The organism is Sphingomonas sp. DMC8 (assembly GCF_056314185.1).
In genome coordinates, this window is the sequence record NZ_JBQUYV010000001.1 from 253,166 (window position 1) to 277,580 (window position 24,415).

Genomic DNA, 24,415 nt, shown 5'->3' on the forward strand with positions numbered 1-24,415 from the left:
CAAGGCTGCAAAGCTTTTGTCACAGGGGAGAGGTGTGGCTCGCCGGACGTTGCGTCCGGCGGCCTGTCGCCGGGAGTTGTCTGGAATGTCGAGTGTTGCCAAGGCGCCGAAAAATGGTGCTGTCCGGGGTGCGGTGCACCGCCACGAGCATCTTACCAAGGAAGGCCTTCTCGAGCGCGCCTTCACCTTCGCGTTCCGCGGCCTCGTCTATGCGCAGATCTGGGAAGACCCGCTGATCGACATGGAGGCGCTGGAGATCCAGCCCGACAGCCATATCGTCACGATCGCGTCTGGCGGCTGCAACGTCTATTCCTATCTGACCGCCAACCCGGCGAAGATCACCGCGGTGGACCTCAACCCCGCGCACATCGCGCTCAATCGGCTCAAGCAGCAGGCAGCGCTGCACCTGCCCGATTATGCGGCGTTCCACCGCTTCTTCGGCCTGGCCAACCGTCCCGAAAATATCGAGGCGTACAAGACCTATATTCGTCCGCATCTCGACGACACGTCGCGCGCCTATTGGGAAGGCCGCGCGCCGAACGGCGTCCGCCGGATCAACGGGTTCAAGACGGGCTTTTATCGGCAGGGCCTGCTCGGTCGGCTGATCGGCTTCGTGCATTGGCTCGCGCACCGCTATGGCATCGATCCCAACGAGATGCTGAAGGCGCAGTCGATCGAAGAACAGCGCGAAATTTTCGAAACGCACTTCGCGCCCTTTTTCGAAAAGAAGTTCCTGCGCTGGCTGGTCGATCAGCCGGCGGCGCTGTTCGGATTCGGCATTCCGCCGGCGCAGTACGATCTGCTCAAGGTGGACGATCAGGCGGGCATCACCGGCGCGCTCAAGAGCCGGCTGCGCAAGCTGGCCTGTGACTTCGACCTGAAGGACAATTTCTACGCGTGGCAGGCGTTCGGCCGCGGCTATGGCGAGCATGAAAGCGCGCCGCTGCCGCCCTATCTCGAGCGCAAGAATTACGAGGCGGTGCGCGAGCGTGCCGACCGGGTGGAAATCCGCCACACCAACTATGCCGACTATCTCGAATCGATGCCGGCCCAGTCGCTCGACCGCTTCATCCTGCTCGATGCGCAGGACTGGATGACCGACGAGCAGCTGACGCGCATCTGGACCGAGATCACCCGCACCGCCAAGCCGGGCGCGCGTGTGCTCTACCGCACCGCCGCCGTGCCGGACGTGGTGCGTGGGCATATCCCCGACGCGCTGCTGAACCAGTGGGAATATGCGCCGCAGGACAAGCTCGATGACTGGAATCGCCGCGACCGCTCCTCGGTCTATGGCGCGGTCCATCTCTGGACGCTGAAGCCGCACGCATGACCGCCGGTGCCGGGGCGTCCGGGGGCGCTGACCAGAAGGGGCTGATGGACGCAACCTATGCGCTCCATCGCCACTTCTACGATTTGACGCGCAAATTCTATCTGCTCGGCCGCGACCGGCTGATCCGCGATCTGGCGCCGCCGCCCGGCGGCACCGTCCTGGAAGTCGGCTGCGGCACGGCCCGCAACCTGATCGTTGCCGCAAAACGTTGGCCTAACGCCCGTTTCCACGGCTTCGACATCAGCGAGGCGATGCTGGGCACCGCGCGCAAGTCGGTGGCGAAGCACGGCCTCTCGGACAAGATTACGCTGGCGCAGGGCGATGCCGGTGCGTTCGACGTGAAGGCGCTGTTCGGGCTGGATCAGGTCGACCGCGTGTTCATGAGCTACACGCTGTCGATGATTCCGCCGTGGAAGGAAGCGATCGCACTGGGGGCAAAGGCGCTGGCGCCAGGCGGCAGCCTGCACATTGTTGATTTCGGCCAGTACGAACGCCTGCCGGGCTTCGCCAAGCGTTTCCACTTCAAGTCGCTCAACGACTTCCATGTCTATCCCCGCGCCGATCTGTGCGAGGTGGTCGAGGCGATTGCGGCAGAGCAGGGGCTTATCGCCGAGTTCCGCGCGTCGCTGCGCGGCTATGTGTGGAGCGCTGGCCTGCGGCGCCCTGCCTGACGCCCCTATCGCCTGCCATGCAGATGCCGTGTTATACCCCTGCGGTATGAACCAGCAGGTCCGTGTCACATCCTCCAGGGAATGGGCGTCGCCGTTCACGGCGAAAGACTTCCTGCACATGCTCGAACTGGGGGCGTTCGAGGATATGCGGGCAGAGCTGGTCGGGGGAGAAATCGAAAAGATGATGCCGGCCGACTGGGCGCATGGCGAACTCGTAATTCGCCTGAGCGCACTGCTATTTCCGCACCTGCAAGCCGCAGGGACGATGGCAGGGGCCGATGTTGTCCTGCGCATTGATGACCACACGGTTCGGGCTTTTGATATCGCTGTGGTGCGGCCCGGCATCCGTCCGCAAAAAGCGCTCGATCCGCAGGACGTGCTGTTCGGAATCGAAATCGCCGAAACCACGCAGCGGCGCGATCTGGGTGAGAAGCGTGAGGAATATGGCGCGGCCGGTATTCCGGCCTATTGGGTTGTCGACAGTGTGGCGCGCGTCACTCACTGTTTCATGCTGAATGCGAGCGGCAGGGCCTATGACGACGCTGTCGTCGTACCCTTCGGCCAACCAATGGACGTGCCCGGCCTGGGCGGTGCGATCACTATCGACTGATCAAGCCGCCCGGCGCAGTTCCAGCCGGCCCCATATCTCCACCAGCGCATCTACCAGCTCGCGCATCATTGCTTCGTCATGCGCAGGGCCGGGGGTAAAGCGCAGCCGCTCGGTGCCGCGCGGTACGGTCGGGTAATTGATCGGCTGTACATACACGCCATATTCGGCGAGCAATATGTCGCTGATCTTCTTTGCCTTTACCGGATCGCCCACCATCAGCGGCACGATATGCGTCGTCGACGGCAGCACCGGTAGCCCGGCATCCGTCATCAGCCGCTTGAGCGTTGCGGCGGCGGCTTGCTGCCCCTCGCGCTCGGCGCTCGACTGCTTCAGGTGCCGCACGCTGGCCAGTGCGCCTGCCACCAGCACCGGCGACAGCGAGGTGGTGAAAATGAAGCCCGGCGCATAGCTGCGGATCACGTCGATGATCACCTGGTCGGCGGCGATGTAGCCGCCCATCACGCCGAACGCCTTCCCCAGCGTGCCTTCGATGATCGTCAGCCGGTGCGCGACTTCGTCGCGCTCCGAAATGCCGCCGCCGCGGGCGCCATACATGCCGACCGCATGGACCTCGTCTAGATAGGTCAGCGCGTTATACTTGTCGGCCAGGTCGCAGATTTCGGCGATCGGCGCGATGTCGGCGTCCATCGAATAGACGCTCTCGAACGCGATCAGCTTCGGCAGCGAGGGATCGTCGGCTGCCAGCAGTTCCTCCAGGTGGGCGAGGTCGTTGTGGCGCCACACGCGCTTCTCGCAGCCCGAATTGCGGATGCCGGCAATCATCGAGGCATGGTTGAGTTCGTCCGAATAGACGATGCAGCCCGGCATCACCTTGGCCAGCGTCGACAGCGTTGCTTCGTTGGAGACATAGCCCGACGTGAACAGCAGCGCGTTCTCCTTGCCGTGCAGGTCGGCCAGCTCGCGCTCGAGGTCGATATGGTAATGGGTGTTGCCGCCGATATTGCGGGTGCCGCCGGACCCGGCGCCGACATCGTGCAGCGCCTCTTCCATCGCGGCGATCACCTTGGGGTGCTGCCCCATCGCCAAATAGTCGTTCGAGCACCAAACCGTGATCGGCTTCGGCCCGTTATGGCCGGCGAAGCAGCGCGCATTGGGGAACATGCCCTTGTTGCGCAGAATGTCGATGAAGACCCGGTAGCGCCCCTCGGCATGGAGGCGGTCGATGGCCTGGGTGAAGACCCGGGTATAGTCGACCACGGGCACGGGGGCGTCTTCGCGCTGCATGGGAAACTCCTCTACGCCCAAAAACATGGCAATTCCAGCACGTGAACCCCCGTATTTTGACGGCATCTCCGCTGCCGGGGCAATAGGCGGGCCGCTGCATCGAACATAGCCGTAGATTCCCCAATGGCATCGCCTCGATGCGTGCGTGAATTGGAAAATTCCGAAGACTGTGATCGTGACGGTGTACAAAGAACCCCGATTTATGGGCCGCTTATGGTATAGACCGTTGCATCGCGAGCGACTCGGTAAACTCAAGCGAGTTCGCGACGGAGATACGTTGCGTGCTCCCGCTTGCAGACGGAGGGCGGCCTATGAAGACGAGCGATATCGAATATTATCGGCGGCGCGAGCGGCAGGAACGCGAGACTGCAGCGCGTTGCGGCGATTCGTCGGCGCGACTGGTCCATCTGGAAATGGCGGACCGTTATTCAGCGCTTGCCCGTCAGATGCCGGTGCAATGCGTGGCCGCGTTCTGATCTAGAGCTGCTCTATAAGGCCAAGACCGAAACGGGCCAGCGCGGGCGCGAGGGCGTCGGTTTTGGCCGAACGGGCGGTAAAGACTGCCCGGCCCGGCTTGGGGTTATCGGGCCAGTCCTGCCCCTCGGTGAGGTGGACGACGCGCCGCGCTATCCCCGGGCCGCCGTCCACGAATTGGATGCCTGAGGGCGCCACTGCGCGAAGCTCTTCTTCCAGCAGCGGAAAGTGCGTGCAGGCATTGACGATCACGTCGACCGCATCGCCGCCCGGCTGTGCTAGCAGACCTTGCAGTTCCTGGGCGACTGCCTCGGGCGCTACGGCGTGACCGGCAAGCTTTTCTTCCGCCAATTCGACCAGTGCAGCCGATCCATAGCGCAGCACGGTGCAATCCGCGGCGAAGCGAGCAGCAAGATCGTCGACATAAGGTTGGCGAACCGTAGCAGCAGTGCCCAGCACGCCGATGACTCTGGTACGGCTCGCCGCGGCGGCCGGCTTGATCGCGGGGACGGTGCCGACGATCGGCACGTCAAGTGCGGCGCGGACATGCTGGAGCGCGATGGTGGAGGCGGTGTTGCACGCGATAACGATCAGGCGCGGATCATAGCGTTCGGCCAGTCGCCCGAGCAGCGCCGGCACCCGTGCCGCGATTTCCCCTTCGCTCTTGATGCCGTAGGGAAAGCCTGCGGAATCGGCGACATAAATCAGTGGCGCACGCGGTAGCAGCGCAGCCGTTGGGGCGAGGACGGACAGGCCGCCGACGCCGGAATCGAAAAACAGGATCGGGCGGTTATCGGCCATCGCCGATGGCAATGGCGGCGTGGTCATGCGGGGTCAACCATTACCCGCCTGCAACGGCTGATCCAGATCATTGCAAGAACAGGGGGGCTGGGGCTATGCAGCTTTGTGCAAGGGGGGTGTTTTGCCTAGCGACGTTCCATGGCTTGCGCCCCTCGGGGCCCTGCTGCTCGGTTATTTTCTGGGGTCGGTTCCGTTCGGGGTGCTGCTGACGCGCATCGCCGGCGCTGGTGATCTGCGCCAGATCGGTTCGGGCAATATCGGCGCAACGAACGTGCTGCGTACCGGTCGCAAGGGGCTGGCGGCGGCGACGCTGTTGCTCGATCTGGGCAAGGGCGCAGCGGCGGTGTTGCTGGGTGCGGCGTTGCTCCCCGATGGCGGCGTTCTGGCGGGGACAGCAGCGTTTCTGGGGCATTGCTATCCGCTGTGGTTGAAGTTCCGCGGCGGCAAGGGCGTGGCGACGCTGATGGGCGTGGTCGTGGCGCTCCACTGGCCATGTGGCCTGGTCTATGCTGCGGTTTGGCTGGGTCTGCTGGCGATCCTTCGCATTTCCTCGCTGGCCGGCATGTCGGCTGCGATCAGCGCGCCGGTAAGCGCCGCCTTTTTCGGCCGGATCGATCTGGTGCTCGTGCTGCTCGCGTTGGCGCTCATCGTGCTCTGGAAGCACCGCGACAATATCGATCGATTGTTGAGCGGCAGCGAGCCGCGGATCGGCAGCAAGAAAAGTGCCTGACCTGCGCGAAGCGCGGCTGCGACTGCTGCGTTCCGCCAATGTCGGCCCTGTCACCTATGCCCAGCTCATCGCGCGCTTCGGCTCGGCCGAGTCTGCGCTGGAGGCGCTGCCGATGCTGGCTGCGCGGGGCGGCGGACGCGCGCCGGTCATCGCCGATGCCGGGCTGGTGCGGCGCGAGATCGCCGCCGTCGAGCGGTTGGGCGCGCGCTATCTGTTTATTGACGATGCGGAGTATCCCCCGCTGCTGGCTGAGCTGGAAAACGCCCCTCCGGCGCTCATCATGCGGGGCAATGAGGCACTGCTGCGCCGCCCCTGCGTAGCGATGGTGGGCGCGCGCAACGCATCCGCCGCAGCGTGCCGTTTCGCGCGCCAGCTCGCGCAGCAATTGTCCGACCGGGAGAGTACGGTGGTGTCCGGTCTGGCCCGCGGCATCGACACCGCTGCCCATATGGGTTCGCTGGCCGGTGGGACGGTGGGCGTGATCGCCAGCGGCATCGACATCGCCTTTCCGCCTGAAAACGCCGCGTTGCAGGAACAGGTGGCGGAGCGCGGCCTGTTGCTGGCTGAACAGCCGCCAGGCACAGAGCCGCTTGCGCGCTTTTTCCCTGCCCGCAACCGCATCATCGCCGGGCTCGCGCTGGGGACGGTTGTGGTCGAGGCTGCGCCGCGATCGGGCAGCCTGATCACTGCGCGGATCGCAGCCGAGGCGGGGCGCGAAGTCATGGCGGTCCCCGGATCGCCGCTTGATCCGCGTGCGCAGGGGTGCAACCTGCTGATCCGCGAAGGGGCGACCCTGGTGCAATCGGCGGACGATATATGGGAGGCGATTTCTCCGCTCGATCCGCGCGCGGTGCGTGCGCCGTCCCGACCCTTCCACGGCCCGCCCCCAGAAGACGCCACCGATCCGGAGCGCGAGCGGGTTCGTGCGCTGCTGGGGCCGGTGCCGGTCGCCGTCGACGAACTGATCCGCCAGGCCCAGCTTTCTCCTGCAGTGGTGCAGACCGTGTTGCTCGAACTGGAACTTGCCGGTCTGCTCGAGCGTCATGCGGGCGCGCGGGTTTCCCTCCGATACGCCGGCTGAACGGCGCCCTATTTGCAGGCATCTGCATGCTGTTGCATAAATGCTGCACTGCGACACTTTGTCGCGGTGGGCGAAACCTTCGCGTGCTGGCGGGGTTGGGGACGGGCCACGACGCTCCAACCAAGGGATTTGAGTATGCGTAAAGTGTTTTTCGTTGCGATCGCCGCGCTCGGCATGTCGGCCCAGGCCGCTTATGCGCAGGACGATGCCTCCGCCACTTCGTCGAACGGCACCAGCTTCCGCGGTATCAGGCTCGAAGCCAATGCAGGCGGGGACCGGTTCCAGTCGCAGGGCGTCCACAACGACAAGTTCGGCTATGGCGGCACCGTCGGTTTCGACGGGCAGATCGGCAGCCGCGTGGTCGTGGGCGCGGAAGGCAGCTTCTGGCGTGCCAATGACTGGACCGAGAATTGCTCGGCCGCGAGCGGCGGCAGCGTTTGCCACAAGTCGTTCGAGGAATGGGGCGCAGCCGTGCGCGCCGGCGTGCTGGTAAGCCCGCAACTGCTCGTCTTCGCCAAGGGTGGCTATGTCACCAACGAGCAGCGCAAGCGTCTCAGCGTGCCGGCCGGCGGCTACTATGACCATTTCAACACCGACGGGTATCAGGTCGGCGGCGGCGTCGAATATTCGCTGACCGGGGAACAGACCCGGATGCCGATCTACACGAACATCCAGTATGTCTATTCGCAGTACAATGATCACACCTCGCGCCAGCGCGTGATGGCGGGCGTGGGCATTCGCTTCAAATAAGCTGTTGAGGGACAAAGGGGTGGGCGCGGCGATGCTGCGCCCGCCCCTTTTGCCATGGGGTCAGCGAAGCCTGAGCATGTCGCTGAAGTAGGTGAGGATTCCGTCCTGAATCAGCAACTGTCCCGGACCCAGCTTTGAAAACACGTATAGGGTGCCCACAGCAAGCGACCCGATGATTGAAACCGCCGCGAAGCCCCATGTTGTGCGGGGCCCGGGTGAAGGGGTGCCCTGCCCGATTGCGATCAGGCCCGAAAAGGCGAGAAATTCGATCAACGGGTAGAAGTCTAACCGGTAACGAAAACACATGCTGATCGCCGTCAGCATGAGCAGCGCAGGGATCGACAAGCCTGCAGCAAGTACGATCGACTGCGCACGATCTCGCCCGGCGTTTCGCCACCATGCGCGCAGCGCGATTGCCCCCAGCAGCAACAGCAGCGGGTCGGTCAGCAGGAAGCTGCTCGGCGGCAGTTCGGCCGAATCGATCAGCCGCTCGCGTGTGGAAGCGAGCAGCAGCGTGCCGTCGGCACCGTGCAGCACCCAGATCGGAAACACATAATAGACGAGGCCGAACGGGATCCGTTGAAGGTTGAACAGCCCGTACTGCGCGGTCCGTGCCAGACGGTCGGGATAGTCGATATTGTAGTTGTAAAGCTGATAATCGGCGAATGTCAGCGGGTTGCCCCAGCGGGCATAATTTACGCCTGCGGTCGCAAGTCCGAGCAGGGCAAGCAGCAGCAGCGGTGCCGTCGTCAGCGCCGCGAATGCGCGCAGGTTGCGGCGCTGGCGGAACAGTTCGACGGCGAGCAATGCAACCAGCGCCGCGGTCAGCCCGATGCCGGTGGACACGCGGGTCAGCAACGCTGCTCCGGCCGCGGCCGCCATCACCAGCAGCTCGATCCGTCCCAGTCCGCGCAGAGCAGCGGAAACGGCCGCCGCCACGAACAGGGCACCGCACAAGGCCGCCCACAGGCATACCTCCTGATACAGGCTGAATCGCAGGAAGCACACTTGTGCACCGGACAATAGCAGCACGATCCTGCAGGCGCGTCCCAGCCATGCTGGGATCGCCGGAAAGGCGTCGAGTATTCGCTGCAGCGTCCAAAGCTTGGTTCGGACCATCATCAGGATCGCAAGGATCGAATAGGGCAGCGTGAAATCCAGCCTCTGCCAGCCGGGAAGTACCAGCATCGGCAAGCGAAGCAGTGCCGGCAGCACGCCCCAATAGGCATAGGTCCTGCCGCCGATCGTAAAGCCTTCGCGCCCGACGACCGCCGGGTCGATGTCGAACCGGCCAGCCAGCAGGTGTGCCAGCATGTTGTTGAAGGTGAAATTGAGCGGTTGTGCCGCCGGTGTCACCAGCAATGCCATTACTGCACAAAACAATAGCACGCCGGCGCCCAACAGCAGCGGGCGGCCATAGCGCAACGACGAGGCGGCCGGGCTGTGGTCTGCGAGCATCATCGGTATCGGTTTGCCGTCTGCGCCTTGGAACGGCAAGGCACTGGCAAGCGCCGCCTGACACCCTACATCGCTGCCGCACCCAACGGTAAGGATCCCGATCATGGCTGACGCACCCGATCCCGCGAACAACTTGCCCGCCGGCTATGTGCCCCCCAAGGTCTGGGAATGGGCACCCGGCAATGGCGGCCAGTTCGCCAATATCAACCGGCCGGTTTCGGGCGCGACGCACGAGAAGGAGCTGCCGGTCGGCCGTCACCCGATCCAGCTTTATTCGCTGGGTACGCCCAATGGGCAGAAGGTAACGATCCTGCTGGAGGAACTGCTCGCCGCCGGCCATACGGGCGCCGAATATGATGCCTGGCTGATCAATATCGGCCAGGGTGACCAGTTCGGCAGCGGCTTCGTCGCGATCAATCCCAATTCGAAAATCCCGGCGATGGTTGACCATTCGGTCGCACCCGCGCTGCCGATCTTCGAAAGCGGCGCGATGATGCTCTACCTTGCCGAGAAGTTCGGCGCCTTCCTGCCGACTGAGACCGCGAAGCGCGCGCAGACGCTGAGCTGGCTGATGTGGCAGATGGGCTCGGCACCGTTCCTGGGCGGCGGCTTCGGCCATTTCTTCGCCTACGCGCCGATCAAGATCCAGTATGCGATCGACCGCTACGCGATGGAGGCGAAGCGCCAGCTTCATGTGCTGGATACGCATCTGGCGGCCAACCGCTATATGGTAGGCGAGGATTATACGATTGCCGACATGGCGATCTTCCCCTGGTACGGCGCAGTCGTGCGGGGCGAGACCTATGCCGGCGCAGATGTGTTCCTGAACGCGACAGAATATCCGAACGTCCAGCGCTGGGCCGCTGAGATCGCTGATCGCGAACCGGTGCGGCGGGGCCGGCTGGTCAATCGCGGCACGGGACCGGAGGACCAGCGCGTTCCCGAGCGCCACAGCGCGGCGGATATCGATGTGGTGCTGGAGCGGATGCGCGCCACCGCCTGATACTAGCGTTTCCCCTCCTGCTTGCGGGAGGGGCAAGGGGAGGGGCTGGAACGATCCGGCGCTTCTTCCACGTCAGCCCCTCCCCCGACCCCTCCCGCAAGCGGGAGGGGAGAGCGGGCTTGACGCACCGCAGCGTCCCCCTCCACCTTACACGCGTACGCGTAGGGATCGATCGAACACTTCATGCAGCTTGTCATCGTAGAGTCGCCCGCCAAGGCGAAAACCATCGAGAAATATCTCGGCAAGGATTACCGGGTGCTGGCCAGCTATGGCCATGTCCGCGATCTGCCCGCGCGCGACGGATCGGTGAACCCCGATGAAGGGTTCTCGATGGAGTGGGAGACCTATGCCGACAAGTCGAAGCAGCTGAAGGCGATCGCCGACGAGGCCAAGAAGGCGGACCGTCTGATCCTCGCCACCGACCCGGATCGCGAAGGCGAGGCGATCAGCTGGCACGTGCAGGAAGTGCTGCGGCTGAAGAAGGCGCTCCCCAAGGAGGTCGAGCGCGTCACCTTCAATGCCATCACCAAGCCGGCGATCCTGCACGCGATGGAGCATCCGCGCGAACTGGATACCGACCTGATCGACGCCTATCGTGCGCGCCGGGCGCTCGACTATCTGGTGGGCTTCACCCTTTCACCGGTCTTGTGGCGCAAGCTGCCCGGCGCCAAATCGGCGGGCCGCGTCCAGTCGGTCGCGCTGCGGCTGATCGTCGATCGCGAGCGCGAGATCGAAGGTTTCAACGCGCAGGAATATTGGTCGGTGATCGCCGACATGGAGGCCGACGGCACGCCGTTCCAGGCCCGGCTGGTCAAGTGGAAGGGCGAGAAGCTCGACCGTCTCTCGATCGGCGACCAGGGCAGCGCCGAGGCTGCGAAGAAAGCCGTCGAGGAAGGCCGCTTCACGGTGGTCTCGGTCGAGACCAAGCCGGCGATGCGCAACCCGCCGCCGCCCTTTACCACGTCGACCCTGCAGCAGGAGGCCGCGCGCAAGCTCGGCTTCTCGGCCAGCCACACGATGCGGATTGCGCAGGCGCTCTACGAGGACGGCGCGATCACCTATATGCGTACCGACGGCGTCCAGATGGACCCCTCGGCCATCCAGGCCGCGCGCAAGGCGGTGGCGGAGCGCTATGACGGCAGCTACGTGCCGGACAAGCCGCGCCAGTACCAGACCAAGGCGAAGAACGCCCAGGAAGCGCACGAGGCGATCCGCCCGACCGATTTCAGCAAGGATCGCGCCGGCTCGGGCGACCATGCCCGGCTCTATGACCTGATCTGGAAGCGCGCGCTCGCCAGCCAGATGGCCTCGGCGCGGATGGAGCGCACCACCGTCGACCTCGCCGACGGCACCGGCCAGCACGGGCTGCGCGCCACCGGCCAGGTGGTGCTGTTTCCCGGCTATCTCGCGCTCTACGAAGAGGGCAAGGACGACGAGGGCGACGAGGACAGCCGTCGTCTGCCGCGCATGTCCGAAGGCGCATCGCCCGCCAAGAAGGCGGTCCACGCCGAACAGCATTTCACCCAGCCGCCGCCCCGCTTCTCCGAAGCGTCGCTGGTCAAGCGGCTGGAGGAGCTGGGCATCGGTCGCCCCTCCACCTATGCCTCGATCATTCAGGTGCTCAAGGACCGCGCCTATGTGCGTGTCGAGAAGAACCGCTTCTTCGCAGAGGAGAGCGGTCGCCTGCTGACCGCGTTCCTCGAACGCTTTTTCGAGCGCTATGTCTCGTTCGACTATACGGCGGGCCTCGAAGAGGAGCTGGACGACGTATCCGGCGGCCGTGCCGCATGGCAGGCGGTGCTGGAGGCATTCTGGCGCGACTTCAAGCCGCGCACGGCCGAGGTGATGGAGCAGAAGCCGTCGGACATCACTGCGGCGCTGGACCAGTTCCTGGAATCCTACCTGTTCCCCGCCAAGGCGGACGGCAGCGATCCGCGGCTGTGCCCCAATTGCGGCGTAGGCAAGCTCGCCTTGCGCGGGGGCCGGTTCGGCGCCTTTGTCGCGTGCTCCAACTATCCCGAGTGCAAATATACCCGTCGCTTCGCCCAGCCCGGCGGCGAGGCCGGGGAGGATAGCGGGCCGGAGGTGCTTGGCACCGATCCTGACACCGGCCTGCAGGTGGAGCGCAAGGTCGGCCGGTTCGGGCCGTACATCCAGCTGGGTGACGGCAAGGAAGCGCCGCGCGCATCGATTCCCAAGGACATCGATCTCGATCTCGACTGGGCGTTGAAGCTGCTGAAGCTGCCGCGTACGATTGGTGACCATCCGGAAACCGGCAAGCCGATTACCGCGTCGATTGGCCGCTATGGCCCTTATCTGGCGCATGACGGCAAATATGCCCGGCTTCAGTCGACCGCCGAGGTGTTTGAAACCGGCATGAACGCGGCGGTGGTGAAGCTCGCCGAGGCAGCGTCAGGCGGCGGCCGGGCGCAGCGCGGGGCGAGCCGCGAGCCGCTGAAGGTGCTGGGCAAGCATCCGCGCACCGAGGCCGAGATCAAGCTGATGGATGGGCGCTATGGTGCCTATGTCACCGACGGCGAGACCAACGCTACGCTGCCCAAGACGATCGACAAGGACCAGTTGACGCTGGAGGAAGCCGCCCAGCTGATCGATGCCAAGGCCGCCGCCGGCTCGGCCAAGGGCAAGGCCAAGAAGAAGGCGCCGGCAAAGAAAGCGGCTGCGCCCAAAAAGGCGCCGGCGAAGAAAAAGGCTGCCGCGAAATAGCGGCAATACCCGGCGTCAGGCGGCGCGGCTATCCAGGCCGCGCAGCCAGGCGCGGGCGGCCTTTTGCGCGTCAATGATTTCGCGGGCGGTCATGTCTTCGGCGATTTCGGCGCGGCATGCCTGGGCCTGCTCGCTGCCGGTCATCGCCGCGATGTTGAACCACTTGTGCGCTTCGACGAGATTGATGGGCACGCCTTCGGCGCCGCTGGAATAGACGACGCCCAGGTCGAAACAGGCATCTGCATTGCCACGGGCCGCATCGCGCAGCCGACTCTCAATCAGGAATCGCGCACTCTTCAGGCTGTTGGCCACGTCGCTTACCCCTAGTTAATCTCCCATGACGGAGAAAATGCAGGGAAGCTGCAAATAAATGGTTAACGCCGTTAACCGTAATTGTTCAGGGTACCTGGTGCGGGCGGCGCGGCCTTTCTTGCCGCGTGGATTTCATCCCAGCGGAATATTGTCGATCAGCCGGGTGGCACCGATTCGAGCAGCGGCGAGCAGCCGGGCGGGGCGGTCCGGCTGTGGCGCGCCCAACGTCTCCGCATCGGCGAGCACGACATAATCGACGTCGAAGCCGGCAGCCGTCAGCGTCTCGCGCGCATGGGCGAGGGCAGCCTCGACATCGCCGCCATCGCCGATGGTCTTGGCTGCGGCACCTAATGCGCGCGGAAGCGCCACGGCGCGGGCGCGATCTTCCGGCATCAGATAGGCATTGCGCGACGACAGGGCGAGGCCGTCATCCTCGCGCTGGGTAAGCACGCTGGCGATTTCGATCCCCATGTCGAGATCGGCCGTCATGCGGCGAATGACCTGCAGCTGTTGCCAGTCCTTTTCGCCGAACAGCGCAATGTCGGGGCGGACCTGGTTGAACAGCTTCGAGACGACCGTCGCCACCCCGTCGAAATGGCCCGGCCGGTGGGCGCCATCGAGCACTTCGCTTACGCCCGACACCGAAACGGTGGTGGCAAACCCATCCGGGTACATCACCTCGACCGGCGGCATCCACAGCAGGTCAACGCCCGCGGCGGCCAGCAGGCGCGAATCGGCCTGTTCGCGCCGCGGATATTTGGCGAGATCCTCATTCGGCCCGAACTGCATGGGGTTCACGAAGATCGACACGACGACGCGGTTCGCCGCACGCTTTGCCGCCTCCACCAGCGCCATATGCCCGTCATGGAGCGCCCCCATGGTGGGCACCAGCGCCACGCGCGCGCCTTCGCTGCGGAACGCAGTCAGCGCTTCGCGAAGGGCATCGAGTTGGCGGACGGTTTGCACGCTTGGGCACTTTCGATATGAACGGAAGTGCGGCCTTCTATGGGGGGGAGGCGGCGTGATCAAGTAAAGGAATTAGTGCGTTGAATCAGCCCGCGAAACGCCTGCACGTGTTGGTGTTCGCCAACGAAAAGGGCGGCACCGGCAAGTCGACGACGGCCGTGCACGCGGCAATCGCGCTGGCCGCCAAGGGGGCACGAGTCGCCTGTTTCGACCTCGACCACCGCCAGCGGACCATGGGCCGGTATCTCGACAACCGGCTCGCGACGATTCGCCGCACCGGTCGCGATCTGCCGATGCCGGTCTATGAAACGCATGACGGCGAGAGCATGGACTTCTTCACCGAGACGCTCGATCGGCTCGGCGAGGGGACGGATTTCCTCGTCATCGATACGCCGGGCCGTGACGACAAGTTCGCGCGCATCTCGGTGACCAATGCCGATACGCTGGTCACGCCGATGAACGACAGCTTCGTCGATTTCGACCTGATCGGCCAGGTAGACCCCGACACCTTCCGGGTCACGCGGCCCAGCTTCTATTCGGAGTTGATCTGGGAATCGCGCAAGCGCCGCGCCAAAGCGGATGGCGAGACGATCGACTGGGTGGTGCTGCGCAACCGCATGCAGCATATCGAGGCGCGCAACATGAAGCGTGTGTCGGAGGCGATCGACCAGCTTTCCAAGCGTGTCGGCTTCCGCGTCATTTCCGGCCTGTCCGAGCGCGTGATCTATCGTGAGCTGTTCCCGCAGGGGCTGACGATGCTCGATTCGCGCGAATTCGGCGAAATGGGCCTCAGCCATGTCGCGGCGCGGCAGGAACTGCGCGAGATGATGGCGGGGCTCGCCCTGCCCGACGTGCCCGCGCCGCTCTTCGCCTGATGGGCAAGCTGCTTGTCGCGGCGCTGCTGGCGTGGCTGGTCTGGCAATATTGGCTGAAACCCCGGCCTCGCCCGCTTCGCCCGCTGGCTGAGGATGAAGCCCGCGCGTTGCTGGGTGTGGGTGCGGATGCGGGGCCGGAAGAGATTCGCGCTGCCCATCGGCGGCTGGTCGCGGCGGTGCACCCGGACAAGGGCGGTTCGGCGGAACTGACTCGCCGCATCAACCAGGCGCGAGACACGCTGCTCGGCTAGCGCGATTTATTTTCGTTTCGCCGTTGTTCTAACCGCATGGCTTCTTGCAACTTCTGGCGCCCTCGCGGATTAGGCGCGCATTCCATTCCGGGAGGGCATGATGACGCATCGTTTCGACCCCACTTCGCTGCGCGAGTATGATATTCGCGGAATTGTGGGGCAGACGCTGGGGCCAGATGATGCCCGCGCAATCGGTCGCGGCTTCGCGACGCTGCTCCGCCGCGCAGGCGGCCGTCGGGTGGCGGTGGGCCGCGACGGCCGGGTTTCGTCGCCGATGCTCGAAGCCGCGCTGGTCGAAGGGCTGACCGCCTCGGGCTGCGACGTGGTGCGCGTCGGCATGGGGCCGACGCCGATGCTATATTATGCCGAGGCAACGCTGGAGGTGGATGGCGGCATCCAGATTACCGGCAGCCATAACCCCGGCAATTACAACGGCTTCAAGATGGTGTTCCAGCACCGCCCGTTCTTTGGCCAGGACATCCAGACGCTGGGCAAGATGGCGGCGGAAGGCGATTGGGACGAAGGGGACGGCAGCGAAACCGTCACCGACGCCGACATTCTGGACCTGTATGTCGGCCGCCTCGTCGCCGGCTATGCGGGCGGCACCTATCGGATTGGCTGGGATGCGGGCAACGGCGCCGCCGGCCCTGTCATCGAAAAGCTGGTGAAGCTGCTGCCGGGTGAGCACCATACGCTGTTCACCGACGTGGACGGTAATTTCCCCAACCATCATCCCGATCCTACCGAGGAAAAGAACCTCGCCGATCTGAAGCGCCTCGTCGCCGAAAAGAATCTCGATTTCGGACTGGCGTTCGACGGTGACGGCGACCGGCTGGGCGCGATCGACGGACAAGGCCGGGTGGTCTGGGGCGACCAGCTTCTCTCCATTCTGGCTGAACCTGTGCTGCGGGTGGAGCCCGGCGCCACGATCATCGCCGATGTGAAGGCCAGCCAGGCGCTCTACGATCGCATTGCCGAGCTGGGCGGCAACCCGGTGATGTGGAAAACCGGCCACAGCCTCATCAAGACCAAGATGAAGGAAACGCACGCGCCGCTCGCCGGCGAGATGAGCGGCCACATCTTCTTCGCCCAGGATTATTATGGCTTCGACGACGCGCAATATGCCGCCGTCCGGCTGATCCAGGCGCTGCACGTGATCGGCAAGTCGCTGACCCAGCTGAAGGACGAAATGCCGGCGATGGTCAACACGCCGGAAATGCGTTTCCAGGTCGATGAGAGCCGCAAGTTCGCAGTGATCGACGAAGTGCTCGATCGGCTGGAGGCCGAGGGTGCCGAGGTCAACCGCACCGACGGCGCGCGCGTGAATACGGCCGATGGCTGGTGGCTGCTCCGTGCGTCCAACACCCAGGACGTGCTCGTCGCCCGCGCCGAGGCGAAGAGCGCCGAGGGACTGGACCGGCTGATGGCGCAGATCGACGCCCAGCTCGCCGCCAGCGGCATCGTTCGCGGGCCGCAGGCAGGCCATTGACCTAGTTCCCCTCCCGCTTGCGGGAGGGGTTAGGGGAGGGGCTGAACGACGCAGAGTGGCGTGCCTATCTGCATTGCCGGGATACAGTCCCCTTTCCAATTGCCCGGCGGGGCTTCACCCCTAGACCCCTCCCCCGACCCCTCCCGTAAACGGGAGGGGAGCGCGAGCGCTAAGGGCAGCCACCTTTCGACTGGCAATTCGCGGCGAAAACGCCCACATCGCCGGCATGGCTTCGCCACCCCCTTCGATCATTCGCGTCATCGACCTGGAGACTACTGGCGACAAGCCGCCTGCGCATGCCGTCTGCGAGATTGGCTGGCAGGATGTCGTGCTGGGTGCCGATGGCCGCTGGCAACTCCATGGCGAGGGTGGCAGTCGCCTCGTTAATCCCGGGCGACCCATCCCGCCGCTGACGATGGCCGTGCACCATATCCGCGACGAGGATGTCGCCGATGCGCCCTGGTGGCATGACGTCGCTCGCCAGATCCTCGATCCGTGGCCGCGCCGGCTGGCGCTCGCTGCTCACCGGGCGAGCTTTGAGGAGCAGTTCTGCACGCCCGCGATGACGCGCGGCATCGACTGGATCTGCACATGGAAATGCGCGCTGCGGCTATGGCCGGATAGTCCGGGCTTCTCCAACCAGATGCTGCGCTACTGGCGTCGCCCCGATGGGCTGGAGCACGAACGCGGTCTTCCGGCGCATCGCGCCTTTCCTGACGCCTATGTGACCGCTCACCACCTGCGCGATATGCTCAACGAAGCGAGTGTTGCGCAACTGGTCGAGTGGTCTAAGCAGCCTGGGCTGTTGCCGCGAGTCCGCTACGGCCCCGATCGCGGCAAGGAATGGAGCGAAATCGATGACGACTCGCTCGAAGGGTTCCTGACCGACCGCGACGAGGACATCCGCTTCACTGCCGAAACCGAACTCGCGCGCCGCCGCGGCGGCGGCCCCGTGGGCCGCGATTCGGGGACGCAACGGCTGTTGTTCTGAACGTGGCGCTCAGCGCTTGCCCGCGAGCAGGCGCCGCGTCCCCTCCAGAACCCATCCGAACACCAGATGCGAAGCGGCGCCATATACATGGGTGGCGATCGGCGTTTCGGTGGGGGCGGGGGCAAGCCCCAGGGCTGGGGATGCCGCTTCATCGAGCAGCGCGGACGTGACGACGCCATAGGCGCTGCCAAAGCCCGAGCTTGCTTCGGGGCGATATTCGGTCAGCACGCCATATATGCCGCCCAGCACGCCGCCGACGATGTAATGGACGGCGCTGCCCGCCTCCGCACGATGGTCTTCCGGCACCGGGGCACCAGTCACGATTTCGCTTACCGCATCAGCGGCCTTTACCGTCGCGGGGTCGGCGTCACCCTCGGGCTGCGGCAGCAGCATACCGGCGCGCGCCTGAAACGCGGCCATCGCCGCTGACGCCACCAGTCCGGCGGCGACACCGGCGATCAGGCCGACAAAGGGACGCGGATTGGCTGCCATCAACTGCTCCATCTTCGGCGTGACGCGCATCAATAGGCGATGCGCGTCACCTTGACCTTGTCCTTCGCCAGAAATGCTTGGACGCTCTCCGCGCCGGCGAGATGACCGGCGCCCACTGCCACAAACACCGTTCCCGGCTTTTGGAGCCGCGCCTCGATCCATTTTGCCCAGCGGCCATTGCGATCGCTGAGCAAAATCTTGGCGATTTCGGGCGTGTCCTTCATGCCTTCATTGATCGTGGCGGCCAGCGCCTCGGGGTCGCCGGCGGCCCATTGGTCTATCATCTTGGCCAGTTCGGTGCCCAGCGTGGGATAGTCGTCGATCGCGGAAACGAGGTAGCGCAGCTGCAGCTCGTTCGACATGCCGGCGAAATAGCCGACTTGCTGTTCGGCGGTTTCGAGGCCGATGATCGGCTTGTTCGCCGCTTTCGCGGCCTGGGTGAGCGTACGTTCGACGCCGCTGTTCGGATCATAGCCCAGCTTGGGAAGGCCGCCGACGCTGAGCGTGATTCCCGCCAGCCAGGGTTTGAAGCTGTCAAAGGCTGCCGGCTGCACGCCGATATCGGCCATCGCCTTCACATAGGCATCCCGCTTGGCCTCTGGCAGTTGCTCGACGATCGGCTTTGCGCCCGGCGCCAGCGAGGTTTGGGCAACGAGTTGCTGCATCGTCGCCGGCTCCGGCTCGACCAGCTCCAGCACCAGTTCGTCGCTCTTGTCGAACGCGGTCTTCACGGCATGGTCGAACCAGCCGATGCCGGGCTTCAGCACATGCACGGTGCCGAACAGATAGATGGTCGTGTCCGCATCCTTCACCACCCATAGCGCCGGATGCGCAGCGCGGGTCTGGACGGCAGGTGCAGCCGGGGCGGCGGTCTGGGCACCGGCGGCGGGAGCAAACAGCAGCGCCAGCGGCGCCGCGGCATTCAGCAAAAACTTCAGCATCGTCCATTCCCCCGTCGATTGGCCCGGCAACGCGCAGGGCGGGTGCTCAGCCCTTCAGGCGGGCGGCATGCCAGGCGACATGTTCGGCCAGAAAGGTTGAGACGAAGTAATAGCTATGGTCATAGCCCGGCTGAAGCCGCTGGGTCAGCGAAACACCCGCATCGGCACAGGCTTTTTCGAGCAGTTCGGGGCGGAGCTGCTCGGTCAGGAACGGATCGGCCGTGCCGGTATCGACCAGCAGTTCGGGAAGCCGCGCGCCATCCTCGATCAGCGCGACGGCGTCATGGGCGCGCCACGTGGCGCGGTTCTCGCCCAGATAGCCGGCCAGGGCCTTCTGCCCCCACGGCACCTGCGACGGTGCCACGATCGGCGCGAAGGCCGATACGCTGCGAAACCGGCCGGGGTTGCGCAGGCCGATGGTCAGCGCGCCGTGGCCGCCCATCGAATGACCGGTAATGCCTTCCCGGCCGAGGTCCGCCATCGGGAACTGCTCGGCGATCAGCGCCGGCAGTTCTTGCTCGATATAGCGCCGCATGCGGAAATGCTGCGCCCAGGGCGCCTCGGTCGCGTCGACATAGAAACCGGCGCCCTGCCCGAAGTCATAGGCGCTGTCGTCGGGCACGTCTTCGCCGCGCGGCGAAGTGTCGGGCGCGATGAAGATCACTCCCGCTTCGGCGCAGGCGCGGCGATATTCGCCCTTCTCCGTCACATTTGCATGGGTGCAGGTAAGCCCCGACAGATACCAGAGCACCGGCAGCTTTGCGTCCTCGTCGTGCGGGGGCACATAGACCGAAAAGGTCATTGGCGTGCCGGTGGCGGCGGAGGCATGGCGATACACGCTCTGCACACCGCCGAACGCCCGGTTGGTCGACAGCGTCTCCATCAGGTCCGCTCGCGGAACAGCGCGCAGATTTTGTTGCCGGTCGGATCGCGCAGATAGGCGAGGTAGAGCGGCCCGAACGCGTTTTCGCGCCAGCCCGGCGGGTCCTCGGACGCGGTACCGCCATGGGCGAGACCGGCGGCGTGCCAGGCATCGGCCGCCTCGGTGCTCGCCGCGCGGAAACCGAGCGTGCCGCCATTGGCGTAGCAGGCGGGTTCGCCGTTGATCGGCTTCGTCAGCATGAACAGCCCGTCCGGCTGCATGTAGATCAGGCGGCCCTTGGGATCGAGCCGGCCGGGTGCGATCCCCAGCGCGCCGAGCGCCGCATCGTAAAAAACCTTGGATGCCTCCAGATCGTTGGCGCCCAGCATCACATGACTGAACATGGTCTTTCCTCCCCTCAGTACACGACGACGCTGCGGATGCTTTCGCCCGCATGCATCAGGTCGAAGCCCTTGTTGATCTCTTCCAGCGTCAGGACGTGCGTGATCATCGGGTCGATCGCGATCTTGCCGTTCATGTACCAGTCGACGATCTTCGGCACGTCGGTCCGGCCCTTGGCGCCGCCGAATGCGGTGCCCTTCCAGACGCGGCCGGTGACCAGCTGGAAGGGACGGGTGCTGATTTCCTTGCCCGCCTCTGCCACGCCGATGATGATCGATTCGCCCCAGCCGCGATGGCAGCATTCGAGCGCGGTGCGCATCACCTCGGTATTGCCGGTCGCGTCGAAGCTGTAGTCGGCGCCGCCGTCGGTCAGCTCGACCACCTTGGCGACGATCTGCTCGCGCGACATGCCCTTGGTGTTGAGGAAGTGGGTCATGCCGAACTTGCGGCCCCATTCCTCGCGGTCCGGATTGACGTCGATGCCGATGATCTGCGCCGCACCCGCCAGCCGGGCGCCCTGGATCACGTTGAGGCCGATGCCGCCCAGGCCGAACACCACGACCGTCTCGCCCACCTGCACCTTGGCGGTGTTGACCACCGCGCCGACGCCGGTGGTGACGCCGCAGCCGATATAGCAGCTCGTCTGGAACGGCGCGTCCTCGCGGATCTTCGCAACCGCAATCTCGGGCAGCACGGTGAAGTTGGAGAAGGTCGAGCAGCCCATGTAATGGAAGATCGGCTGGCCCTTGTAGCTGAAGCGGGTGGTGCCGTCCGGCATCAGCCCCTTGCCCTGGGTGGCGCGGATCGCAGTGCACAGGTTGGTCTTGCCCGACAGGCACGACTTACACTGGCGGCATTCCGGCGTGTAGAGCGGGATCACATGGTCGCCCGGCTTCACGCTGGTCACACCGGCGCCCACCTCGCGGACGATGCCCGCGCCTTCATGGCCGAGCACCGAGGGAAAGATGCCTTCCGAATCGAAGCCGTCGAGCGTGTAGGCATCGGTGTGGCAGATGCCGGTGGCCATGATCTCGACCAGCACCTCGCCGGGTTTCGGCCCCTCCAGATCGAGTTCGACGATCTCCAGCGGCTTTTTCGCTTCAAAGGCTACGGCGGCGCGGGTCTTCATGGCCTCTTCTCCAGAACGATGGTTGCGCGCCTGATCCCGCAAAGCCGGAATGGTTGCAAGCGGGTTCCAGATACCGGTCCAGATACCGGCTAAGTCCGTACGTAGCTATCCGCATCGTCCCGCTGTGGCGGATGCATAAAATGCGCGGCATGAAGCGTGAGCCTTCCATGATGCCGACACCCGGCTTTAGCGCCCCTCAGGCGCGGGAGCTTGTGCTGCTCGTCGATTCGGAAGACGAATCGCGGCGGGCGGTACAACTGCTGCTGCATGGCTGCGGCTTCGAGGTGCGCGCCTTTTCCGCGGCGGCGGCTGCCTTCTCTGATCCCGCCCTGCGCGCGATCCGCACGCTGTTCGTCGCACGGCATCTGCGCGACGGCGATGCCGCCGATCTGCTCCGCCGGTTTCGTCAGCTCGGCTGGGAAGGACGGGCTGTCCTGATCGCCTCGCACAGCCGCGACGAACTGGACGATGCTGCGCGCGAAGCGGGCTTCGCGGCGGTGGTGAAGAAGCCGGTCGGCCGGCTGGAACTGCTGGGGGCGCTGGCGCGATGAGGCGCGGGGCGTGATACAAATCAGCGTTGTGCTGGGCGTGCTGATTGCCGTTGCGATCACGATCACGATCGGCAGCTATATCCATGCCCTGCGCCAGCGGCTGCTCGCCAATCAGGCCGACGCTCAGCGCCGCGCGCAGGAAGCCGATGCTTTGGCGGCGGAACTGAACCTGCTGATCGACGGTGCGGTCGGCTATGCGATCTACACGGTCGATCCGCAGGGCCGCATTTCGTTCTGGAACGATGGTGCGCGGCGGCTGCTCGGCTGGCGCGAGGCCGAACTGGTGGGGCAGGACATGGCCTGTTTCTACCCCGCCACGGCGATCGCGGAAGGCAAGCCGCGTGCCGATCTCGATCGCTCGCTGGCCGACGGCAAAGTGGAGCTGGAGGATTGGCGCGTCCGCCGAGACGGGTCGGAGTTTCTTGCGCAGATCCTCATTACGCCGTTGCTGGACCCGGAGGGTGCGCTGCGCGGCTTCGGCACGGTCATCCGCGATATTACCGAACAACGCGCCAGCGAGCGTCAGGCCACCGCCAGCGCCAACCATTTGCGCTCGATCCTCGCTACCGTCATCGACGCCATGGTGATCGTCGACGAACGCGGCAACATGCTGTCGTTCAGCGCAGCGGCCGAGCGGCTGTTCGGCTATTGCGAGGCCGAGGTTGTCGGTCGCAACATCAGCATGCTGATGCCCAAGGCCGAGGGCACGCGCCATGACGGCTATATCCGTCGTTATCTGGAGACCGGCGAACAGCGGATCATCGGGCGCGGGCGCACGGTGTTCGGTCTCAGGCACGACGGCAGCACCTTTCCGATGGAATTGTCAGTCGGCGAGGCGATCACCGACGGCGAGCGCGTCTTCACCGGCTTCATTCGCGACCTGACCGAAAAGCAGCGCGCCGAGCAGCGGATCGAGGAACTGCGCTCCGGGCTTATCCATGCCGCGCGGGTGAGTGCGATGGGCACCATGGCCTCCACTCTGGCCCACGAATTGAACCAGCCGATCACGGCGGTGGTCAACTATATCCGCGGCGTCACCAACCTGCTCGAAGCGGGCAACCCTGATGACCTGCCGATGGTGCAGGAGGCGCTGGCCGACGCCGCCGGCGAGGCACTGCGGGCCGGTACGATCGTGCGTCGCCTGCGCGAGTTCGTTGCCCGCGGCGAGCTGGAAAAAAGTGTCGAGCATCTGCCCGACCTTGTCGACGAAGCCTGCAAGCTCGCGCTGATCGGCGCGCGCGAAAAGGGCGTTACCGTCGAGTTCGCGCTCGACCCGCAGGCAAGTCCGGTGCTGGTCGACCGGATCCAGATCCAGCAGGTGCTGATCAACCTGATCCGCAATGCGATCGAGGCAATGCAGCGCTCGGACGAACGCCGCCTGGCCTTGTCCAGCCGGCTCGACGCGCCGGGGCTGGTGCGCATGACGGTGGCGGATACCGGAACGGGTGTGGCGCCGCAGATCGCGGAGGATCTGTTCCGCGCCTTCAACAGCACCAAGTGCGACGGCATGGGGCTGGGCCTGTCGATCTGCCGCACCATCGTCGAGGCGAATGGCGGCCGAATCTGGATGGAGCCGCGCCCCGGCGGCGGCACGCTGTTTCATTTCACATTGGTTCAGGTTCAGGAAGGGGAAGCGCCGTGAGCGACAAGCGACTGGTGCATGTGGTCGATGACGAGGATAGCGTGCGCCGATCGGCCAGCTTCCTGCTCAAGACATCGGGCTTTACGGTGCAAACCTGGGCCTCGGGCGCGGCGTTTCTGAAGGAAGTGCGCCATCTGGAGCCGGGGTGCATTTTGCTCGATGTGCGCATGCCCGAAATGGACGGGCTGGAGGTTCAGGCGGCGCTGGCGGAGCGCGGCGTGAATATGCCGGTCATCGTGCTGACCGGACATGGCGACGTGTCGATTGCCGTGAAGGCGATGAAGCAGGGGGCGCTCGACTTTCTTGAAAAGCCGCTCGAAAGCGCGACGCTGCTCGATGCGCTTGCTCGCGGCTTTGCCCGGCTAGAGTCCAGCGAGGACGTGCAGGCGCGTGCTGCCGATGCGACGACGCTTATTGCCGCGCTGACGGTGCGGGAGCGCGAGGTGCTGGAAGGCCTGGCGCAGGGGTATCCCAACAAGACGATTGCCTATGATCTTGGCATCTCGGCGCGGACGGTGGAGGTGCACCGCGCCAATGTGATGACCAAGCTGGGCGCGCGCAGCCTGTCCGAGGCGCTGCGCATCGCCTTTGCCGCGGGCATGGGGCGCCGCTCCGTATAGAACCGGATTTCGGCG

At 65.1% G+C, this 24,415-nt stretch carries 26 protein-coding genes; 16 read left to right on the forward strand and 10 right to left on the reverse strand.

Going from position 1 to position 24,415, the window contains the following annotated elements; all coding sequences use genetic code 11:
• The first annotated feature begins 85 nt into the window (after positions 1-85).
• From ACT53K_RS01200 to ACT53K_RS01210, 3 genes are read left to right on the forward strand one after another with little or no spacing between them, the layout of a single operon-like run.
• A complete protein-coding gene (locus tag ACT53K_RS01200; RefSeq protein WP_476226701.1) occupies positions 86-1,330 on the forward strand; it encodes a BtaA family protein in 1,245 nt (414 codons plus the stop codon).
• The gene (locus ACT53K_RS01205) at positions 1,327-2,001 is read left to right on the forward strand and encodes a class I SAM-dependent methyltransferase (RefSeq protein WP_476226702.1); all 675 of its coding nucleotides are present in this window, start codon (positions 1,327-1,329) and stop codon (positions 1,999-2,001) included. The genes ACT53K_RS01200 and ACT53K_RS01205 overlap by 4 nt, the downstream gene beginning before the upstream one ends.
• A 46-nt stretch (positions 2,002-2,047) precedes the next feature.
• Positions 2,048-2,611, forward strand: coding sequence for a Uma2 family endonuclease (locus ACT53K_RS01210; protein WP_476226703.1), 564 nt, complete (start codon positions 2,048-2,050; stop codon positions 2,609-2,611).
• Here the strand turns inward: ACT53K_RS01210 and hemA are convergent, their stop codons facing one another.
• Positions 2,612-3,856, reverse strand: coding sequence for a 5-aminolevulinate synthase (gene hemA / locus ACT53K_RS01215; RefSeq protein WP_476226704.1), 1,245 nt, complete (start codon positions 3,854-3,856; stop codon positions 2,612-2,614).
• Between the two features lie 311 nt (positions 3,857-4,167).
• Here hemA and ACT53K_RS01220 point away from each other — a divergent pair, with 311 nt between their 5' ends.
• On the forward strand, positions 4,168-4,332 hold the full coding sequence (locus ACT53K_RS01220; protein ID WP_476226705.1) for a hypothetical protein: 165 nt from the start codon (positions 4,168-4,170) through the stop codon (positions 4,330-4,332).
• A gap of 1 nt (position 4,333) precedes the next feature.
• Here the strand turns inward: ACT53K_RS01220 and murI are convergent, their stop codons facing one another.
• A complete protein-coding gene (gene murI / locus ACT53K_RS01225) occupies positions 4,334-5,131 on the reverse strand; it encodes a glutamate racemase (protein ID WP_476227267.1) in 798 nt (265 codons plus the stop codon).
• 121 nt (positions 5,132-5,252) lie between these two features.
• On the opposite strand from murI, the gene plsY reads away from it, so the two are divergent.
• The 3 genes from plsY to ACT53K_RS01240 all read left to right on the forward strand — a co-directional run bounded on the left by plsY (position 5,253) and on the right by ACT53K_RS01240 (position 7,692).
• A complete protein-coding gene (gene plsY / locus ACT53K_RS01230) occupies positions 5,253-5,861 on the forward strand; it encodes a glycerol-3-phosphate 1-O-acyltransferase PlsY (protein ID WP_476226706.1) in 609 nt (202 codons plus the stop codon).
• Positions 5,854-6,942, forward strand: a complete 1,089-nt coding sequence (dprA, locus tag ACT53K_RS01235) for a DNA-processing protein DprA (protein ID WP_476226707.1) — start codon at positions 5,854-5,856, stop codon at positions 6,940-6,942. The genes plsY and dprA overlap by 8 nt, the downstream gene beginning before the upstream one ends.
• Before the next feature lie 135 nt (positions 6,943-7,077).
• Positions 7,078-7,692 carry an outer membrane protein gene (locus ACT53K_RS01240; protein WP_476226708.1) on the forward strand — a complete coding sequence of 205 codons (615 nt, stop codon included), beginning with the start codon at positions 7,078-7,080 and terminating at the stop codon, positions 7,690-7,692.
• A gap of 60 nt (positions 7,693-7,752) precedes the next feature.
• Here the strand turns inward: ACT53K_RS01240 and ACT53K_RS01245 are convergent, their stop codons facing one another.
• A complete protein-coding gene (locus ACT53K_RS01245; protein ID WP_476226709.1) occupies positions 7,753-9,255 on the reverse strand; it encodes a hypothetical protein in 1,503 nt (500 codons plus the stop codon).
• Here ACT53K_RS01245 and yghU point away from each other — a divergent pair.
• Positions 9,254-10,153, forward strand: a complete 900-nt coding sequence (yghU, locus tag ACT53K_RS01250) for a glutathione-dependent disulfide-bond oxidoreductase (RefSeq protein WP_476226710.1) — start codon at positions 9,254-9,256, stop codon at positions 10,151-10,153. The two genes, ACT53K_RS01245 and yghU, sit on opposite strands and share 2 nt — an antisense overlap.
• Positions 10,154-10,336: 183 nt before the next feature.
• Positions 10,337-12,877: a type I DNA topoisomerase gene (gene topA, locus ACT53K_RS01255; protein ID WP_476226711.1), complete on the forward strand. Its 2,541-nt coding sequence runs from the start codon at positions 10,337-10,339 to the stop codon at positions 12,875-12,877.
• A 15-nt stretch (positions 12,878-12,892) separates the two neighbouring features.
• Here the strand turns inward: topA and ACT53K_RS01260 are convergent, their stop codons facing one another.
• Positions 12,893-13,189, reverse strand: a complete 297-nt coding sequence (locus ACT53K_RS01260; RefSeq protein WP_476226712.1) for a hypothetical protein — start codon at positions 13,187-13,189, stop codon at positions 12,893-12,895.
• A gap of 132 nt (positions 13,190-13,321) precedes the next feature.
• Positions 13,322-14,155, reverse strand: coding sequence for a pantoate--beta-alanine ligase (gene panC / locus ACT53K_RS01265; protein WP_476226713.1), 834 nt, complete (start codon positions 14,153-14,155; stop codon positions 13,322-13,324).
• A gap of 80 nt (positions 14,156-14,235) precedes the next feature.
• On the opposite strand from panC, the gene ACT53K_RS01270 reads away from it, so the two are divergent.
• The 4 genes from ACT53K_RS01270 to ACT53K_RS01285 all read left to right on the forward strand — a co-directional run bounded on the left by ACT53K_RS01270 (position 14,236) and on the right by ACT53K_RS01285 (position 17,761).
• Positions 14,236-15,030: a division plane positioning ATPase MipZ gene (locus ACT53K_RS01270; RefSeq protein WP_476226714.1), complete on the forward strand. Its 795-nt coding sequence runs from the start codon at positions 14,236-14,238 to the stop codon at positions 15,028-15,030.
• A complete protein-coding gene (locus tag ACT53K_RS01275; RefSeq protein ID WP_476226716.1) occupies positions 15,030-15,281 on the forward strand; it encodes a J domain-containing protein in 252 nt (83 codons plus the stop codon). Before ACT53K_RS01270 ends, ACT53K_RS01275 begins: the two co-directional genes overlap by 1 nt.
• 100 nt (positions 15,282-15,381) lie before the next feature.
• A complete protein-coding gene (pgmG, locus tag ACT53K_RS01280) occupies positions 15,382-16,770 on the forward strand; it encodes a phosphoglucomutase/phosphomannomutase PgmG (RefSeq protein ID WP_476226717.1) in 1,389 nt (462 codons plus the stop codon).
• A gap of 226 nt (positions 16,771-16,996) precedes the next feature.
• Positions 16,997-17,761: an exonuclease domain-containing protein gene (locus ACT53K_RS01285; RefSeq protein ID WP_476226718.1), complete on the forward strand. Its 765-nt coding sequence runs from the start codon at positions 16,997-16,999 to the stop codon at positions 17,759-17,761.
• 9 nt (positions 17,762-17,770) lie between these two features.
• On the opposite strand, the gene ACT53K_RS01290 is transcribed toward ACT53K_RS01285, so the two are convergent.
• The 5 genes from ACT53K_RS01290 to ACT53K_RS01310 are packed head-to-tail and all read right to left on the reverse strand — an operon-like array spanning position 17,771 to position 21,587.
• The gene (locus tag ACT53K_RS01290) at positions 17,771-18,253 is read right to left on the reverse strand and encodes a DUF1440 domain-containing protein (protein WP_476226719.1); all 483 of its coding nucleotides are present in this window, start codon (positions 18,251-18,253) and stop codon (positions 17,771-17,773) included.
• Between the two features lie 29 nt (positions 18,254-18,282).
• Complete coding sequence (locus tag ACT53K_RS01295; RefSeq protein WP_476226720.1) at positions 18,283-19,194, reverse strand: TraB/GumN family protein; 912 nt, start codon at positions 19,192-19,194, stop codon at positions 18,283-18,285.
• 46 nt (positions 19,195-19,240) lie between these two features.
• Positions 19,241-20,077 carry an S-formylglutathione hydrolase gene (fghA, locus tag ACT53K_RS01300; RefSeq protein ID WP_476226721.1) on the reverse strand — a complete coding sequence of 279 codons (837 nt, stop codon included), beginning with the start codon at positions 20,075-20,077 and terminating at the stop codon, positions 19,241-19,243.
• Positions 20,077-20,460, reverse strand: a complete 384-nt coding sequence (locus ACT53K_RS01305) for a VOC family protein (RefSeq protein WP_476226722.1) — start codon at positions 20,458-20,460, stop codon at positions 20,077-20,079. The genes fghA and ACT53K_RS01305 overlap by 1 nt, the downstream gene beginning before the upstream one ends.
• Before the next feature lie 14 nt (positions 20,461-20,474).
• Positions 20,475-21,587 (reverse strand): S-(hydroxymethyl)glutathione dehydrogenase/class III alcohol dehydrogenase, encoded by a 1,113-nt coding sequence (locus tag ACT53K_RS01310; protein ID WP_476226723.1) that lies wholly within the window; start codon positions 21,585-21,587, stop codon positions 20,475-20,477.
• A gap of 149 nt (positions 21,588-21,736) precedes the next feature.
• Here ACT53K_RS01310 and ACT53K_RS01315 point away from each other — a divergent pair, with 149 nt between their 5' ends.
• From ACT53K_RS01315 to ACT53K_RS01325, 3 genes are read left to right on the forward strand one after another with little or no spacing between them, the layout of a single operon-like run.
• Entirely contained in the window at positions 21,737-22,138 is a 402-nt protein-coding gene (locus ACT53K_RS01315; RefSeq protein WP_476226724.1) for a response regulator, read from the forward strand.
• Between the two features lie 10 nt (positions 22,139-22,148).
• Positions 22,149-23,780 (forward strand): PAS domain-containing sensor histidine kinase, encoded by a 1,632-nt coding sequence (locus ACT53K_RS01320; protein ID WP_476226725.1) that lies wholly within the window; start codon positions 22,149-22,151, stop codon positions 23,778-23,780.
• Entirely contained in the window at positions 23,777-24,400 is a 624-nt protein-coding gene (locus tag ACT53K_RS01325) for a response regulator transcription factor (RefSeq protein ID WP_476226726.1), read from the forward strand. The genes ACT53K_RS01320 and ACT53K_RS01325 overlap by 4 nt, the downstream gene beginning before the upstream one ends.
• Positions 24,401-24,415 lie beyond the last annotated feature (15 nt).

Coding starts and splice junctions, on each gene's coding strand:
- pgmG (WP_476226717.1), top strand. CDS start 15,382: ATGACGCATCGTTTCGACCCCACTTCGCTGCGCGAGTATGATATTCGC.
- yghU (WP_476226710.1), top strand. CDS start 9,254: ATGGCTGACGCACCCGATCCCGCGAACAACTTGCCCGCCGGCTATGTG.
- murI (WP_476227267.1), bottom strand. CDS start 5,131: ATGGCCGATAACCGCCCGATCCTGTTTTTCGATTCCGGCGTCGGCGGC.
- ACT53K_RS01305 (WP_476226722.1), bottom strand. CDS start 20,460: ATGTTCAGTCATGTGATGCTGGGCGCCAACGATCTGGAGGCATCCAAG.
- ACT53K_RS01275 (WP_476226716.1), top strand. CDS start 15,030: ATGGGCAAGCTGCTTGTCGCGGCGCTGCTGGCGTGGCTGGTCTGGCAA.
- topA (WP_476226711.1), top strand. CDS start 10,337: ATGCAGCTTGTCATCGTAGAGTCGCCCGCCAAGGCGAAAACCATCGAG.
- ACT53K_RS01240 (WP_476226708.1), top strand. CDS start 7,078: ATGCGTAAAGTGTTTTTCGTTGCGATCGCCGCGCTCGGCATGTCGGCC.
- ACT53K_RS01220 (WP_476226705.1), top strand. CDS start 4,168: ATGAAGACGAGCGATATCGAATATTATCGGCGGCGCGAGCGGCAGGAA.
- ACT53K_RS01295 (WP_476226720.1), bottom strand. CDS start 19,194: ATGCTGAAGTTTTTGCTGAATGCCGCGGCGCCGCTGGCGCTGCTGTTT.
- ACT53K_RS01245 (WP_476226709.1), bottom strand. CDS start 9,255: ATGATCGGGATCCTTACCGTTGGGTGCGGCAGCGATGTAGGGTGTCAG.
- ACT53K_RS01290 (WP_476226719.1), bottom strand. CDS start 18,253: ATGGCAGCCAATCCGCGTCCCTTTGTCGGCCTGATCGCCGGTGTCGCC.
- ACT53K_RS01200 (WP_476226701.1), top strand. CDS start 86: ATGTCGAGTGTTGCCAAGGCGCCGAAAAATGGTGCTGTCCGGGGTGCG.
- ACT53K_RS01210 (WP_476226703.1), top strand. CDS start 2,048: ATGAACCAGCAGGTCCGTGTCACATCCTCCAGGGAATGGGCGTCGCCG.
- ACT53K_RS01315 (WP_476226724.1), top strand. CDS start 21,737: ATGAAGCGTGAGCCTTCCATGATGCCGACACCCGGCTTTAGCGCCCCT.
- ACT53K_RS01205 (WP_476226702.1), top strand. CDS start 1,327: ATGACCGCCGGTGCCGGGGCGTCCGGGGGCGCTGACCAGAAGGGGCTG.
- fghA (WP_476226721.1), bottom strand. CDS start 20,077: ATGGAGACGCTGTCGACCAACCGGGCGTTCGGCGGTGTGCAGAGCGTG.
- hemA (WP_476226704.1), bottom strand. CDS start 3,856: ATGCAGCGCGAAGACGCCCCCGTGCCCGTGGTCGACTATACCCGGGTC.
- ACT53K_RS01285 (WP_476226718.1), top strand. CDS start 16,997: ATGGCTTCGCCACCCCCTTCGATCATTCGCGTCATCGACCTGGAGACT.
- ACT53K_RS01310 (WP_476226723.1), bottom strand. CDS start 21,587: ATGAAGACCCGCGCCGCCGTAGCCTTTGAAGCGAAAAAGCCGCTGGAG.